Genomic DNA, 15,112 nt, shown 5'->3' on the forward strand with positions numbered 1-15,112 from the left:
TAATTCATGAATTTAGAAGACATAAAAAAAGAAGCCGCCGCATACAGATATAAAGATGTAAAATCTCTTTCTGAAAAAGTTTCAGAATTAAAAAACAAAGGAGTTTCCTTTTTAGGATGCGTAGCTTTCGTGCAAACGAATCAGAATATTCCTTTAGATAAAGCTAGAGAACTAACCGTGAGTTTAGACACTTATAATGAAGAAGAAAAAGAAAGAATAGAAGCTGCATACCAATTAATGCTAAGTGAATTTAAAGAGGAAGAATAGAGCTTTATTTTAAAATAAAAAGCAATTGACAAAAGAAAGCAACATAAAAGTTTTAGATTGTTTCAAAGTACAAGATGCATATCACTTAACGTATGAATCTGAAGAGGTTTTGACGTATAACAACTTTGATATATTGATGGCGAGAGATTCTCAAAATCAATCTTTTATCATTACGTTAAAATCTATAGAAAAGAATGTCTTAGAAGTGTATATGAGTGTACAGTATGAAAAATCAATAATTGGTAATATCAAAGCTCAGCTACTTTTTTCTCCTTTAACTTCTATTGAAGGAGCCTTAGAAGTAATCAAAATAACAAAAATGTTTCCTGCTTGTCATTATGATAAGATTGTAGCATTTCAAGAACAAAATAACGACATCATCTTAGTAATTGAGCTCACTCATGTAAACAAGAAAATGAAACTAACATTATGTGGTATAAAAGAAAACGAATTAAAGGGTTATACTCAAAACAACATCATACTCCAACTCGATTTTCGGAATCATCAAGATGGAATTGAAGTTGAAATTGATAGTATGGAAGGATTACATGGCACGGTAATTTGCAGCAATGTAAAAGCTGAATTCGTGTCTGATGACTTAGGATACTAAAAGAGAACCCAATATTACATTCGAAATAACAAATGAACAACCCAGTACAGTATATAGAAGAACAATTAGGGATTACTTTAGAAAAATATGATTATAAAAAGGAAGATCAGATGCATACCTATAGGGTTTGGCAAAAAGATCAAACCCTACGCGAACTGGTCATACAAGACATAGTTATTGAAAATATTAATGTGTTGTACCCACTATCAGAGCATTTACATACCATTAAACTAATTAATTGTACGGTTCATAATATAGTGGCTATGTATTCTTTTAAAGGGTTGTGCAATCTTACATTAGATAATGTAGTCATTAATGATCTAGATAAATTATACCCTCGTACTGATCATGAAAATTTCGATGGGTATTTACGGCAAGTAAACCTACTTAATATGGAAGTAAGACACCTAAGCATGTTTTTTCCATTAGCTCATAAATTAGATAATGTGTTTATTACCAATTGCACACTTCATAATTTCTACGAGGTCAATTTATTTCCTAAACTATATGATTTACGCTTAACGAATGTAAAGATCAAACCGTCTGAAAAAGATGTCATCTATACACCTCAAGCCGACAGAAACTTTACCTGGTTGTCACTTACCAAAATGGAATTCGAGGATATTGATTTTTTCCTTCCAATAGTAGAAGGTATTCATGGAATTCACCTGAATGGTTCTCAAATAGGAAGTATTGCAAGTCTTGTACAATTGCCTTATTTAGAAGTGTTAGAGATGGATTCTAAAACCAGAATTATTGATCAAAAACTTCCTATAGATACAGCTACTACATTTCGTATTAAAGAATGTACTGTGGGAGAAAATCATGAGAATGAAAAAGCAATATTCGATATAAACAACCTTCTATCCTTAGCTCCATATATACAAAGCATCAGCTTTTCTCAATATGTGAGTCATATGAACGATGCTCTAATTTACTTTTCAAATGTAGATAAGTTAGTATTTCATTATAGTTCTGTTTTTTTGGAAGATTTCATTCCCATAGCTTCTCAAATAAAAACGATACGATTTGAGCAATCTGGATTTACAGATAGTTCAGTACTAAAACATTTTAGCGCATTAGAGCAATTAGGATTTTCGATAGATCCACATCAAAAGGGCTTACGAGATTTTAAAAAATTAAGCCCTTTAAAACATCAATTAAAAAGATTAGACATTGATGAAGATAATGTTGAGAATATTGAAGTTATTAAGGACTTTACCGCGTTAGAATCCTTAAGGCTTTGGGAAGTAACATCTCTACAAGCTTTGCAAAACATTTTGAGTTTATCGAGCCTATCCAAACTCTTTGTTTGGGTGAGTATTGAACCTGAACTGACTGAAACTATTACTCTTTCGCTAAAAGCGTTACAAAACATTAAAGAACTAAGTTTTAGTGGAAGTGATAGCTATGAATTTATTGATACAGCGTTTCTAAAACAACTAACAAGTTTAACTCTTTTAGGAGATTGTAAGATTTCCAATATGAGCACCCTACAGCAACTAGAATATTTAGAAGTAGGAGAAAGTATTGATGTAAATACCTTACCTTCTATTCCATCTTTAAAAACATTGAAATTAGAAGTAATACCGGATTATGAAATTTACTCATTAGCACATTTTCCGAATTTAGAACATTTAAAAATTGAAAATACTTCTAAAATACATTTAAAAAATTTACCGAAACTAAAAATATTATGTATTCAATGTAATGGTGACACTATATCAGAGGATGCATTTGATGGAACTCCAAATTTAGAACAGCTAGACCTTAGTGATTCCTCTTTACATCATCTAAAAAGTTTAAAATCATTACAAAAATTGAGAGTATTAGATCTATCCGGAAATTATTTGGAAAATATAGAAGGATTAAAACATTTACAAAATTTAGAGCTTCTTAATTTACATGCCAATGAACTTAAAAAGGTTGATGTTTTAAACAAATTGTCGAGTATCAAAGAAGTAAATCTATCTGGTAATAATATTGAAGATGAAGCCTTTTTAGATCAGTTAGAGAAACCAGAAATAGCGGTTTTTATGGGAGTTCCCAGATCACCATTTTACATTTGGGGAGATCGACATCATAAATTAGAATAGGATTTCAATCCGCAGATATCAATTCATCCTCAGCGAATATTGATTGACTATTTCACCGATATAAGTGCTATGCTTACTTTAGTACAAAAGAATAATATTGATGCTTTAAGAGACATGCAATTACCAACACCCATAGAAATAGATCTGTTAGAGTTTTTTAAAACTGGAAAATTCGATTGTTTACAATTAGGACAAACCAAAGAATGGATTATCCATAATTTCCCGGATCCAGATGATTATGATGCTGATTTCCTAACGGAAAAAGTAAACATTTGGACCTATGGAGGTATCGAACTACATTTTAAAAATAAAGAATTATATCTCATATTTTCTGATCATTGGTATGAAGGTAAATTAGAAAGCAGTCATCAAATACAACTTAACAAATGGGTTTTTGAAGATATCGATAAATTAAACCTTATGTATATGATGACTGAACTAAACCGACACCATATTGACTTTAAAAAGAAAACAGATGAACTGGGAGTGCTATTGCGATTGAATAGTGGTATAGAATTAACTTTTGATAATGTAGATGATCTAGAAGATTTAGACACTAATGATTTTCATTTGACATCATTTAGCTTAGTAATGGAAAATCCATATCGCTGGAAAAAGCAAAAACAAAGGTAATTATGAATATCAGGGAACGCTATACGGAAATCATCAACGGAATGAAGTCCGAAGATCGACTCGTACAATGGGAAACCATGGTAAAATGGTGTTCACTATGGATTGAAGTTGAAAATAAAAAATTTCAACCCTTATTAGATCTGATATATACGTTTAAAACATTAGGATTTTGGAATATGTATTATCCAAGTCAATCACATAACGCTTTAGGACTTTCCTTAGGTAAAAATTATGACGAACGATGCCGTTTGCCAATGGTATATATAAACTATAATTCAACAGATCATCAATTTGCTATTCAGTATCAAAAAGTGCAAGCTGGAGAAACTATAAGAGAAGTGTATGGTGAGCAACTTTCTTCCGTAGAATTTCAAAAAATAACAGATTGGTTAACTAGCAAAAAAGGAAAAAATGAAGTTTAAATTACTAACAATCTTATTTGCCATTTCAACAATACTGCTAACAGGAGTAGTATATGTAAATTATTTGGATTCCAATTTTCTTAAAAAGAAAATTAAAGATAGAGAGTTAACTATCACTAATTATCAAAAGGTAATCAATGCTATGGGAAAAAGTAGTACTATTTCAGTTGATCAATTAAAAAAAGAACTACAACTGGAGTTTAAGATCGATGATAACCTCGGATACAATGATTTTAGCAAAGAATATTATCACATCTTGTTTCCAAAGGATCACAAAGTGAATTCTGCGGGAATATGGAATTTTATGGGGCTAGAATTAATTCTTAATGATCAAAAAGAATTCAAAACAGTACAGATGTATAAACCTTGATATCATTATGACAAGAAATATATTATATAAAATAAGCTTGATTCTTATGTTGTTGCTCTCTATTACAAATAGTGCAGCACAAAATGATATCATACGTTTTGAAAACGATAGTATTGCTATAAAAAAGCAAAACGACTCTATTTACTTTTACAATCATCAGGGAGAACTGCGAAAAATCATTAGCCTACAAAATAAAAAGTCTACTCCTTATGGATTGCCCAAAGAAGTAGAAGAAATTATCTATAGTGGTGAGGTTATTGGAAGAATTGAAATTTCAATAGAGACCTTCCCTACTTACCTATATACGCAGAGATATGTAGATGCCGGAATTGTACTTTGTTCCTTGAACGTCTACTACAACGAATTAGGGTTGAAAACAGGATATAAAGAAGTGTGCCCTAATGATATTGCCGATGGAGATGAGTATCATTTTGGAGACAAAGATCTCTATAAATACGACAAACATGGGTTCTTAACAGAAACCGATGATACTGTATATGTATACAACGATAACGGACAATTAATCGAAAAAAAGAATCGAAATTTTGGCACTAAAAAAGTGTATCGCATTGCTACATATGAATATGATGAACATAAGTTGGTAAGATGCTCTATACAAAAGATCAATTCCAATCAAGTCTATAATAAAACCAAAGTATTAGAATATCAGTACAACGACAAAGGATTACTATCAGAAATCATACAAAGCAAACGGAGTAAAATCATTTTAGAATACAACGAACATAATCAAATCCATAAAGTAAGTGAAGTAAAAAAATGGAGTAATAAAGAGCGTAAACACACCTATCTAACCTATGATTATGATACTGACAATAGAATTAAAAAGATTAAAATTAATCATCGATCTAGTTACTCCGATCAAGATCTAGGTTTCATTTATGACGATCATGGTAATTTGATACAAGAAACATTGGATAAAAAAATCTTAGAAAGCTATCGGTATGACAGCAAGGGAAAGCTAATTTCTATTGAACGAAACAAAAGATGGGGAGAAAATAAGATAGCTGTAAAATATGAATAGTTAGATCAAATCAGTTTTTACGATCTCAGCAATTAGTAGTATGGTTAAAAAACATGAACTAGTACATAAAATAAAACATGCTTTTAAAAATGTAAAACTCGAAGATGGTATTGGTCTCTGGGAAGCACAAGGACACGATGATCGATTAAGTGAAACAGAATGCAAAAAACTGAGACGAAAAGATGAACTATTAGATTGGAATACTATCTCGATCAAAAGCATGTATGAATGCAGTAGCTCTTTATCATTTTTTGATGCTAAAGGATTGCATTTTCATATCCCAAAATATCTATTATTAGCATTAGGTGTTTACAAAAATGAAGAAGAAGATTTGATCAATCAAGAAATTATATCAATGAGTGATACACCAGATATAGATGATTTTCTGCTATCCTTTACCACCATTTGTAAAGAAACCACGGATATCGAATATAGAAGATTTCACAAAGAGCGATTTTCTTTATTTACGAATGAGCAACTAAAATGCCTAGTAATGTATCTGGAGTATAAAAAAATTGAATTAGAAGACTATTACAAAACAGATAAAGCCAAAGAATTAGGATTGTTGCCAATGTCAGTACAATATGATACTGATTACATAAAGTTGAATGAAGCAATTGAGTGTTGGATAAAAGAATTTCAAATCAGATAAAATGAATCAACCCAAATTACCTATAGATTTTAACGAGATGGTTACTCCAGATCTAATTTTATTGTCCAAAACGGATAAGGCAATTGATACATTAGGAAATACCATCCAACTAAAAGAAGGCATGAAGATTATGGTATATATGGAAGATGAAGATGAGTTTGGAAATCGAGATGATCTTGTAGCTAAGGGAACAGTGGAACGAAATAATAGCGATGTATTTCCAATTTGTAAATGGAATGTACGCATAGATCAAAATGGAATTCAATATCAATCTGAATTGCGAATAAAGATTAAAAAATAGAGAAGCAACTGAGATAAAAACTACCCTTAAAATGAACAAAAAAACTATAGGTTACATATTCACATTCATTCTAGGAAGTATTACAGCGTTCTGTATATGGATGTATATCGAAAAAGCCAAACTTCCATACGATGCAAACGATACCTACTTTTCAGAAGAAGGTATCGTATATCATGAGCAAGCAAAAGAAGTATACGGATTGTTATCCATTATTGGGCTACTAATAACTAGCATACTAGCATATAAATTGATCAGGAAATGACAGTAGAAGAAGCGAAAAAATTAATACGTAAAGAATATAATTCGCAAAACGGATTAGATACCTTATTCAGAATGAGTGCTGATGTAGAAGAAAAACGAATTGAAAAATTCATAGAAGCCCTACGAGCTATAGAACATTATTATGCGGATAAAAAAACCATTTCAAAGGAATTAGTATATCAATTATTCAGTATGTACAATACCTTAAGAGCAAGTATGGGACATTGGAAAGTGGAACATCCAAAAGGTTTGGACAAAGATACTTGTTGGAAAATTTTTGACGGAATTCGAAATGTCTTTACTCGATAAGTATGGCACTAGATTTTCATAGAATAGATACGAATGAATATCAATTTGGGATAAATGATACTGAATATGCCCAATTGGAATCTATATTTATAGAGTTTACCCAGCAAACCGGAATTTTTATAGATCCTTATGGAGATACCCTATTAAAAGTAGCACATCTAAAGATGATCATTCAGATGATAGATACTAACCTTACTACTGAATCAAATATGGATAAAGAAAAAACCAAAGTCATTCAGGACTTTAGAAGGAAGATCGCTCATTTTTCAGATAAAGGAATAACACTAAAAGCTTTGGGAGATTAATTCATGGGATTCGAATATAAAATAATAGTGAAATTGCATCAGAAACAAATTTCTGAAGTTCAACTATTATTAGAACAGAACAACTTATTTGATAAAAAATATGAGTTTGACAATAAGCTGTTTTGGGATTTCAGAAAGACTGACAACACAGGAAAGATGCCGAATATTAGTATCACTTTTGAAAATGATGGAATTTACATTTGTAGGCATGAAGGAGGTTTTATTTGGAAATACCTGGAAGATGTAAAGACATATATAGAGTCTGAAAATGTGAGTTATAAAATACTAGATTATCAGGAGTAGTAAATAATCATTTTGATTAATGGAAAATAATGATAGGAATAATGACTTGTACAGAACAGTTGATGCGCTAGGGTTCAACCTCTATGAAAAATATAAATATCTCACAGAAAACGATATCGATATTATAAAACTAAAGGAACAAGTAGCAACAATTGTAACTCGTAAAAATCTATCTTCTGTAATGAATGATACCAAATGGTTAGAACTGCAAGAGGGTATAGCCACATTACCTTTTCCACCTGCTTATAACGAAAAATTAATTCAGTGGGATAAGGCTCAATTTACATTTCATGATTTTCCTAGCCCTCCAAAATATCAAGGTGACTGGTCTAGTTTTTGGGAAGAAGGATTACCTCTTTTTTTTACCATCGAATGGTTAGAAATAAGGGGAACTCATCAAATACCTCAAGGTCGTTTGGTATCGCCAAAAATTCTAGATGAAACAGAAGAAATACATCAATTACTACATAAACTGAATATCCCTTTTGAGCAAGAAAAAGATGTTTTTACCATTTATGGATATAAATAATAATCTATGGATCAATTAATTACAGAATTAAAAGGATATTTTCCGAAAGCTACGATTCATAAATTAGATGAATCAATGATAGAGGTGCAGATGCCCAAAGCCAAAGAATCAGTAGTTATTCAGCAGCAGGAAGAAGAAGGGCGTTATACAGTATCCTATCCAAGATTAGAAGTAGATGAAGTTCGCAAAATTAAAAAAGAGATTACCCATACAAACGTTAATATTTTAAAATCAGCAATATTCTGGATATTAAAAGGAATTCAAAAAAATGGCAAAGTAACGCCCGAGTTTTAATTAAGATAAACTATGATAAAATTTACGGAATGTTTAAATGATACTTGGGATTATTTTTTTCTCACAGATCCTACCAATTTACTACGTTTTAAAAATGATCATCATTTGGGTGACGATCTTATAAACGAATTTACTACGAATGAAAGTGCTGAAGTAGCAGTTCAAAAAGGAGTTATGATTCCGATGGGTGGTATTATAAATCAACCGTATACTATTTTTTTTAACATCGATCATGAACCTTCTGTGTTTACAGAAGATACAAGTCTGTTAGTATTCGAAAAAACAGGATACATCCTTGAAGTTATTCATAATGAAATTTGTATGGTAACAGTACCCTATTTAAAGAATTGGACAAAAGATGGCGGTTTACATCGTTTAAAAGAAGCTACCGAATTAGGAGTTCGACAAAAAATACAAATAGCAAATGGCATTTATGCTATTACTATTCTAGGAGGCTTTACATTACAAGATGGTATGGAAGAAGCTACGTTCGAATTTCAGTGTAAAGCTGTTTCAGCAGACACATCTCACACCGTCAAAGACATTGGTTTTTCTTTTACAATTGAAAAATAGCAGATATGAGACATTACAAAACTACATACCAAGATAAAAGAGGAACAGAACAGATCGTCATAAAATCTGATGGTAGTGAGATGGTAACCACTATTAGAGGTATCAATTTTGACGGACCTGATTTTGATCAATTAACCGCTGATAAAATTGATCATGAAAAATTCGATTATCAGATGTTTTCAGATGGTTCTGGAGATGTTACAAATTGTTCATTCTTAATTACAATACCCATAAAACTCTACAACACTACCTCAAAAGAACTATTTGAAGAAAATCTAGATGCCTATATAGTAGTAGGTGATGATACTACCATCGATGGATTAGACCATGAATTAAATAGTTTGACATTACATACTTCTTTTGGAAAATTTACTGTAGAAAAGAAGCTGGAATGGATGGAAGATGCTTTGATAGCTTTACAAAACCAATTACCAGCACATATTTATATCAATACGTGTTTAAGTTGTAAATATTCGAATTATAGTCCTTATGGCAATGGGATGTTTGGTGGTATCTATTGCTTTAAAAAGATAAAAGAACAATTAAAATCATTACACGATAAAACAGATTTATTTGCCATCTGGACAAAAGAGGCTATGGATCGAGGTGATATTTTTTCTGTTCAGGAAACTTTTGATTGTGAAGAGCATCAGCTTTTAACGGATAATGATTGGGTATATAAAAGCTGGACTAAAACAATTTAACATGTCAGCATTAGCATTAGTAAAAGAAAGTCTGTTTTATCAGGAAATCAACTCCTTGCTACGAGAACAATTTCCTTTAATTAAAGATGCTATTGTTCCAGCATACGAACAGATTTTAGAAGAAAATGAATTTTATCATCCACTGCCTATTGAACATTATTTTGAATATGCAACTTGGGAAGCAAATAGACAATGGCGACTAGAATTAGATTTTGATGATTACCAATGGTCTAACGTTACGATAAAACCTCACTTTTTAACGGCTTTAGTTAGTATTGAAATTGGCAATGAAGTTATCCATTTTAAATATCAGTTGTGTAGTTCTTTTAACGAAGAGTTACAGCCTATGGAAACAGAAAAAATCGAACTTAACACCTTAAACAACGATAATATTGTAATTGAAAAAGTGGCCGAACTCAAACAGTTTTTAGAACGTTTACCCAAAGCTTTTTTGAAAGAAATAGAACAAATAGACTTTAACGAATTAGAATATACGATGCACCCGAAAATACAAGAAAAATGGAAACAAGGATACTTGCCTGGATATGATGCTATCATCATGGGAGAAGGAGATATCATCATGGCAAATGCCTACAGTACTTATAACCCGAATAATGGTGAAACGAAACGCTATTGGTCTCCAACATGTGATACTACTTTAGAAAGTCTTGAAAAATATAATGATGATATCTGGGTTGAATACGATATTTTTCATGGAGCGTTTGAATATCAAAATCAACAATTTGTTTTTGGAGATGGTGGCATGGGTAATGAAGGATTTATTGCATCTACTTCTCTATCGGGAATCTTAAATTGGGCTATCTTTTTTACATTTTCAAATCCCATTTGTAAGGCAGAAATAAAAAATGAACACTTAATTTGTTATGGAGATTCTGGCATCATCATCACCATTGATTTGAAGAATATTACCAAAATAAAAATTGAACTTTCTACAGATTAGATCTGAGTATAAGATCACTTCAATACATACAAAAAAAGTACAAGAGTCAGCGAAACATATTTGTCCATTTGATACGACAGAGGAGAGATTAGCTTTGTTGATCCCCTGAAGCTAACTCTTCCAAATAAAAAACCTAGAGTTAGTGTTCTTATTTTTTATTTATTTAAAAACTTCAAACTATATTTTTGGATTAACTTTGTCGATCTCATTATACTCACTGCTGCAAATACAAAACTAGCAAAGCTAACGCTTTAAAGTTTTTGTTATTTTCCAAAACCTCAAAACTAGCGTTTTGGTTTTTTCCAAATAACAAAAACCTGCAATTTCATTGCAGGTTTTGTGCCTGATGTGACCGTGGAGGGATTCAAACCCCCAACCCTCAGAGCCGAAATCTGATGCGCTATTCAGTTGCGCCACACGGCCTATTAAATATCCTTAAGATAATTTAGCTTTTACAATAGTAGAAATTGTTTTACCGTCTGCTTTACCAGTTAACTGTCCAGATGCCATTCCCATAACTTTACCCATATCTTTCATTCCTTCTGCACCTGTTTTAGCAATAATATCAACTATTACTTTTTCTATTTCTTCCTCACTTAATTGCTCCGGTAAAAATTGTTCAATTACCTTGGCTTGATCAAGTTCGGGCTGTGCTAAATCTTCTCTTCCTTGTTCGGTAAAAATTGCAGCACTATCTTTTCTTTGTTTTACAAGTTTTTGAAGCAATTTTAACTCCTGATCTTCGCTTAAATCTTCTTTTGCTCCACTCTCTGTTTGTGCTAACAAAATAGCAGATTTAATTGCTCGCAATGAAGTTAAAGCATTAGTATCTTTTGCTTTCATAGCTTCTTTCATGGCAGTCATAACCTTGGCCTGTAAACTCATAATTACTGGTTTTAATCTTTTGGATTGCGAAGATAAAAAATAAACCGATAATCTATTTTAGATTATCGGTTTATCTGAAAAACATTTTCTATTTCTTAGTCTACATTATCATGAAGAAAAGAATTGTTTTTTCTCAATTGAATATCATCATTACTATCCGTTCCTAATGAAGTTCTAGACAATTCTGAAGATTCTGGTCGAGAGTCTACATCTAAACCTGCACGCTTATATGCTGGTTCTTTTTCGATGTCATCTATATGTGAAGCGTTATTTCTAAACTTATAATTAAACTCTTTCATTTTCGCTCTACGCTCTGCCGCTCTAGCTTTTAGAGTTTCAGAAATTGGCTGATCTATAGGATCTACATTTTCCTCAGGCTCCGCTGCTGGAGAAGGCTCTACAGTTTTTTTCTCAAAAATAACTTCCTGATCTTCTTCAATTACTTCTGCTAATGGTTTAGCTTCAGTTAATCTCTTCTCCTCTTCCATATATTCTTCGAGGCTATATCTACGAACATCACCCGCCGTAGTTTCACTGGTAGGCACCACCTCTATTGGTTCATTTACCTCAACTTCTAAAATATCATCAGTAAGATCAAAAACTATCGGTTTTTCTTCCTCTTGCTTTGGAGTATCAAAAATAGTACTCTCCTGCTGTACTTTTGGTTCTTCATTTCCACCTACTGGCATATCAAATGCTAAAGTAAATTGATCTTCCTTTTCAGATTCAGCAGCAGCAATCTCATTCGCATCATTTACCTCGATTTGGTTAATGATTTCCTGAGCATTGATAATAACAAAATCATTATCTACAGAAAAAGGATTTACCTCTTCTGGCTCTACAACCTCTATGTTCTTTAAAAATTCTGTTGTAGGAAGCAACAAAGACTCACTTATATTTTCTTCTTCCTCCTCCTCTATCAACTCATGCTTAATAATAGCTGGTTCTTCTTTTACTTCCTCTTTTGGAGGTATCGGATTTATAACCGGAGTCGAACGTGATGTAGACTTAGGTGTTAAATCCTGAGTAGTCGCACGCTGTTCCTCTTCCAAAGTATGGATGATCTTTTTCGTTTCTGTATTTACGATTTCATCTTGCTGTTCTACGTCAAATCCAGTAGCAATTACAGTAACTGATATGGCATCTTCTAAAGATTCATCTTCACCAACTCCCATGATAATATTGGCACCATGACCAGCTTCTTGCTGAATATGGTCATTAATTTCTCCAATTTCATCGATTGTAATTTCTTCTTTACCAGAAACAATTAACAATAGTACATTCTTAGCACCAGTAATTTTATTATCGTTTAATAATGGAGAATCTAATGCTTTTACAATCGCATCATGAGCTCTTTTTGCACCAGATGCATGCGCAGACCCCATGATTGCAGTTCCACTATTACTTAATACCGTTTTAGCATCTCGTAAATCGATATTTTGAGTATAGTGATGCGTAATTACTTCTGCAATTCCTCGAGATGCAGTTGCTAATACTTCATCAGCTTTGGAAAAACCGGCTTTGAAACCTAAATTACCATATACTTCACGAAGTTTATTATTATTAATTACCACTAAAGAATCTACATGAGAACGTAATTTTTCAACACCTAACTGTGCTTGCTCATTTCTCATTTTACCTTCGAACTGAAATGGAATCGTTACAATTCCTACAGTAAGAATATCCAATTCTTTCGCCATTTTAGCAATGATAGGAGCTGCTCCTGTTCCGGTACCTCCACCCATTCCAGCAGTAATGAATACCATTTTGGTATTCGTATCCAACATTAACTTAATCTCTTCATAGCTTTCTACTGCTGATTGCTCTCCAATTTCTGGATTTGCACCAGCTCCTAATCCTTCAGTAAGAGATACTCCCAATTGTATCTTATTTGGTATAGGGCTATTTTCCAATGCTTGTGCATCCGTATTACAAATAACGAAATCAACTCCCTTGATTCCTTGTTGGAACATATGATTAATGGCATTACTACCACCTCCACCAACTCCAATAACTTTTATTACATTTGATTGATTCTTGGGTAAATCAAAAGAAATGTTTTCAAACTCCTCGTTGTTACTCATAACTGCTAATTTTCTTGTTCTCTTACTTTTATTTTTAATATTTTATAAGCTCAAAACCGAGCTTTATTTTTCTTTAATTTCCATGACATCTCAACGCTAACACCATACTAAAAATGTCTACTGGACATTCTCTTTACGCTAGAACCTACTCAGCGTTGTCCAGAAACTCCTTGAATTTCTCCGTCCACTTTTCAAGAATATTTTTTCTTGGCCTCGAATCTACTACTGGTTTTTCCTCTTCTATACCTTCTCCTTCAATAGTAGTGGTAGTAGTTTCTTGTTCGGTATTCAACGTATCTTCAACAACAGCTTCTCTAATCGCTGCTTTTTTCTGTTTTTTAATATGCACAAGACTATCCATTACCAATCCTACTGCTGTTGCATACATAGGACTTGTGGTTTCTGGATCACTATTTCCTGCCAAATGTTCGTTTGGATATCCTATTCTGGTATCCATTCCTGTGATATATTCTACAAGTTGCTTTAGGTGTTTTAACTGTGACCCTCCACCTGTTAATACAATCCCTGCAATTAACTTCTTCTTTGGAGACTCATGCCCATAATTCTTGATCTCTAAAAAAACTTGTTCAATGATTTCTACCACGCGTGCGTGAATAATCTTTGATAAATTCTTTAATGTAATCTCTTTAGGCTCTCTTCCTCTTAATCCAGGTATAGAAACAATCTCGTTATCCTTATTTTCTCCGGGCCAAGCAGACCCAAATTTGATTTTAAGTAATTCCGCTTGTTTTTCTATAATAGAACAACCTTCTTTAATATCTTCAGTAATCACATTTCCACCAAACGGAATCACTGCTGTATGACGAATGATACCATCTTTAAAAATGGCAAGATCTGTAGTTCCACCACCGATATCTATCAACGCAACACCAGCTTCCTTTTCTTCCTGACTCAATACTGCATTTGCTGAAGCCAAAGGTTCTAGAGTAACTTCAGAAAGTTCTAATCCAGAACTTTTTACGCATCTACCTATATTTCGGATCGAAGTAACCTGACCGACTACTACATGAAAGTTTGCTTCTAAACGTCCTCCATACATCCCTACAGGCTCTTTAATTTCAGCCTGACCATCCACTTTATATTCTTGTGGTAGTACATGTAATATTTCCTCACCAGGTAACATCACTAATTTGTGCACTTGATTACATAATGTGTCTATATCACCTTCATCAATTACGGCATCTGCATTAGGTCTTGTGATATAATCACTGTGCTGCAAGCTTCTAATATGCTGCCCTGCTATCCCTACAGTAACATCATTTATTTTTACACCAGAAACACTTTCCGCTTCTTGTACAGCTTGTTGTATAGATTGTATTGTTTGCGTTATATTATTTACTACACCACGATGTACACCCAAGCTTTTGGATTTTCCTACACCCAATACTTCCATCTTCCCGTACTCATTATACCTACCGACCATAGCAACAATCTTTGTTGTTCCTATATCTAATCCTACCGCTATTTCACTTTCTGCTCTTTCCATATTG

The 15,112-nt window shown here is 32.6% G+C and carries 21 protein-coding genes and 1 tRNA gene; 18 read left to right on the forward strand and 4 right to left on the reverse strand.

Going from position 1 to position 15,112, the window contains the following annotated elements; all coding sequences use genetic code 11:
• The first annotated feature begins 6 nt into the window (after positions 1–6).
• From ACWNT5_RS00610 to ACWNT5_RS00695, 18 genes are all read left to right on the forward strand, one after another.
• Positions 7–267, forward strand: a complete 261-nt coding sequence (locus ACWNT5_RS00610) for a hypothetical protein (RefSeq protein ID WP_299602962.1) — start codon at positions 7–9, stop codon at positions 265–267.
• A 25-nt stretch (positions 268–292) separates the two neighbouring features.
• On the forward strand, positions 293–877 hold the full coding sequence (locus ACWNT5_RS00615) for an Imm50 family immunity protein (protein ID WP_456516301.1): 585 nt from the start codon (positions 293–295) through the stop codon (positions 875–877).
• A 32-nt stretch (positions 878–909) separates the two neighbouring features.
• Complete coding sequence (locus ACWNT5_RS00620; protein WP_456516302.1) at positions 910–2,973, forward strand: leucine-rich repeat domain-containing protein; 2,064 nt, start codon at positions 910–912, stop codon at positions 2,971–2,973.
• Positions 2,974–3,042: 69 nt separating this feature from the next.
• The gene (locus ACWNT5_RS00625) at positions 3,043–3,606 is read left to right on the forward strand and encodes a hypothetical protein (RefSeq protein WP_299602968.1); all 564 of its coding nucleotides are present in this window, start codon (positions 3,043–3,045) and stop codon (positions 3,604–3,606) included.
• 2 nt (positions 3,607–3,608) lie between these two features.
• Entirely contained in the window at positions 3,609–4,028 is a 420-nt protein-coding gene (locus tag ACWNT5_RS00630) for a hypothetical protein (protein WP_299602970.1), read from the forward strand.
• Entirely contained in the window at positions 4,018–4,398 is a 381-nt protein-coding gene (locus ACWNT5_RS00635) for a hypothetical protein (protein ID WP_456516303.1), read from the forward strand. Before ACWNT5_RS00630 ends, ACWNT5_RS00635 begins: the two co-directional genes overlap by 11 nt.
• Positions 4,399–4,405: 7 nt before the next feature.
• Positions 4,406–5,440, forward strand: coding sequence for an RHS repeat domain-containing protein (locus ACWNT5_RS00640; RefSeq protein WP_456516304.1), 1,035 nt, complete (start codon positions 4,406–4,408; stop codon positions 5,438–5,440).
• Positions 5,441–5,480: 40 nt separating this feature from the next.
• The gene (locus ACWNT5_RS00645; protein WP_456516305.1) at positions 5,481–6,092 is read left to right on the forward strand and encodes a DUF6714 family protein; all 612 of its coding nucleotides are present in this window, start codon (positions 5,481–5,483) and stop codon (positions 6,090–6,092) included.
• A gap of 1 nt (position 6,093) precedes the next feature.
• Entirely contained in the window at positions 6,094–6,393 is a 300-nt protein-coding gene (locus ACWNT5_RS00650; RefSeq protein ID WP_456516306.1) for a hypothetical protein, read from the forward strand.
• 31 nt (positions 6,394–6,424) lie between these two features.
• Positions 6,425–6,655, forward strand: a complete 231-nt coding sequence (locus ACWNT5_RS00655; RefSeq protein WP_456516307.1) for a hypothetical protein — start codon at positions 6,425–6,427, stop codon at positions 6,653–6,655.
• Positions 6,652–6,963, forward strand: a complete 312-nt coding sequence (locus ACWNT5_RS00660; RefSeq protein WP_456516308.1) for a hypothetical protein — start codon at positions 6,652–6,654, stop codon at positions 6,961–6,963. Before ACWNT5_RS00655 ends, ACWNT5_RS00660 begins: the two co-directional genes overlap by 4 nt.
• 2 nt (positions 6,964–6,965) lie before the next feature.
• Positions 6,966–7,268 (forward strand): hypothetical protein, encoded by a 303-nt coding sequence (locus tag ACWNT5_RS00665; protein WP_456516309.1) that lies wholly within the window; start codon positions 6,966–6,968, stop codon positions 7,266–7,268.
• A 33-nt stretch (positions 7,269–7,301) separates the two neighbouring features.
• Positions 7,302–7,571 (forward strand): hypothetical protein, encoded by a 270-nt coding sequence (locus ACWNT5_RS00670; RefSeq protein ID WP_456516310.1) that lies wholly within the window; start codon positions 7,302–7,304, stop codon positions 7,569–7,571.
• 19 nt (positions 7,572–7,590) lie between these two features.
• Entirely contained in the window at positions 7,591–8,100 is a 510-nt protein-coding gene (locus ACWNT5_RS00675) for a DUF6678 family protein (RefSeq protein WP_456516311.1), read from the forward strand.
• A 6-nt stretch (positions 8,101–8,106) separates the two neighbouring features.
• Positions 8,107–8,394, forward strand: coding sequence for a hypothetical protein (locus tag ACWNT5_RS00680; protein WP_456516312.1), 288 nt, complete (start codon positions 8,107–8,109; stop codon positions 8,392–8,394).
• A 12-nt stretch (positions 8,395–8,406) separates the two neighbouring features.
• The gene (locus tag ACWNT5_RS00685; RefSeq protein ID WP_456516313.1) at positions 8,407–8,967 is read left to right on the forward strand and encodes a hypothetical protein; all 561 of its coding nucleotides are present in this window, start codon (positions 8,407–8,409) and stop codon (positions 8,965–8,967) included.
• A 5-nt stretch (positions 8,968–8,972) separates the two neighbouring features.
• Positions 8,973–9,671 carry a DUF6304 family protein gene (locus tag ACWNT5_RS00690; protein ID WP_456516314.1) on the forward strand — a complete coding sequence of 233 codons (699 nt, stop codon included), beginning with the start codon at positions 8,973–8,975 and terminating at the stop codon, positions 9,669–9,671.
• A 1-nt stretch (position 9,672) separates the two neighbouring features.
• Positions 9,673–10,632, forward strand: coding sequence for a hypothetical protein (locus tag ACWNT5_RS00695; protein ID WP_456516315.1), 960 nt, complete (start codon positions 9,673–9,675; stop codon positions 10,630–10,632).
• A 349-nt stretch (positions 10,633–10,981) separates the two neighbouring features.
• Here ACWNT5_RS00695 and ACWNT5_RS00700 read toward each other — a convergent pair.
• The 4 genes from ACWNT5_RS00700 to ftsA all read right to left on the reverse strand — a co-directional run bounded on the left by ACWNT5_RS00700 (position 10,982) and on the right by ftsA (position 15,108).
• Positions 10,982–11,055, reverse strand: a tRNA-Arg gene (locus ACWNT5_RS00700).
• 12 nt (positions 11,056–11,067) lie between these two features.
• Positions 11,068–11,517, reverse strand: a complete 450-nt coding sequence (locus ACWNT5_RS00705; protein ID WP_299602995.1) for a GatB/YqeY domain-containing protein — start codon at positions 11,515–11,517, stop codon at positions 11,068–11,070.
• A gap of 95 nt (positions 11,518–11,612) precedes the next feature.
• Entirely contained in the window at positions 11,613–13,601 is a 1,989-nt protein-coding gene (ftsZ, locus tag ACWNT5_RS00710; protein ID WP_299602998.1) for a cell division protein FtsZ, read from the reverse strand.
• A gap of 145 nt (positions 13,602–13,746) precedes the next feature.
• Positions 13,747–15,108 (reverse strand): cell division protein FtsA, encoded by a 1,362-nt coding sequence (ftsA, locus tag ACWNT5_RS00715; RefSeq protein WP_299603000.1) that lies wholly within the window; start codon positions 15,106–15,108, stop codon positions 13,747–13,749.
• Between the last annotated feature and the right edge of the window lie 4 nt (positions 15,109–15,112).

This window comes from Aquimarina sp. 433 (assembly GCF_054054605.1).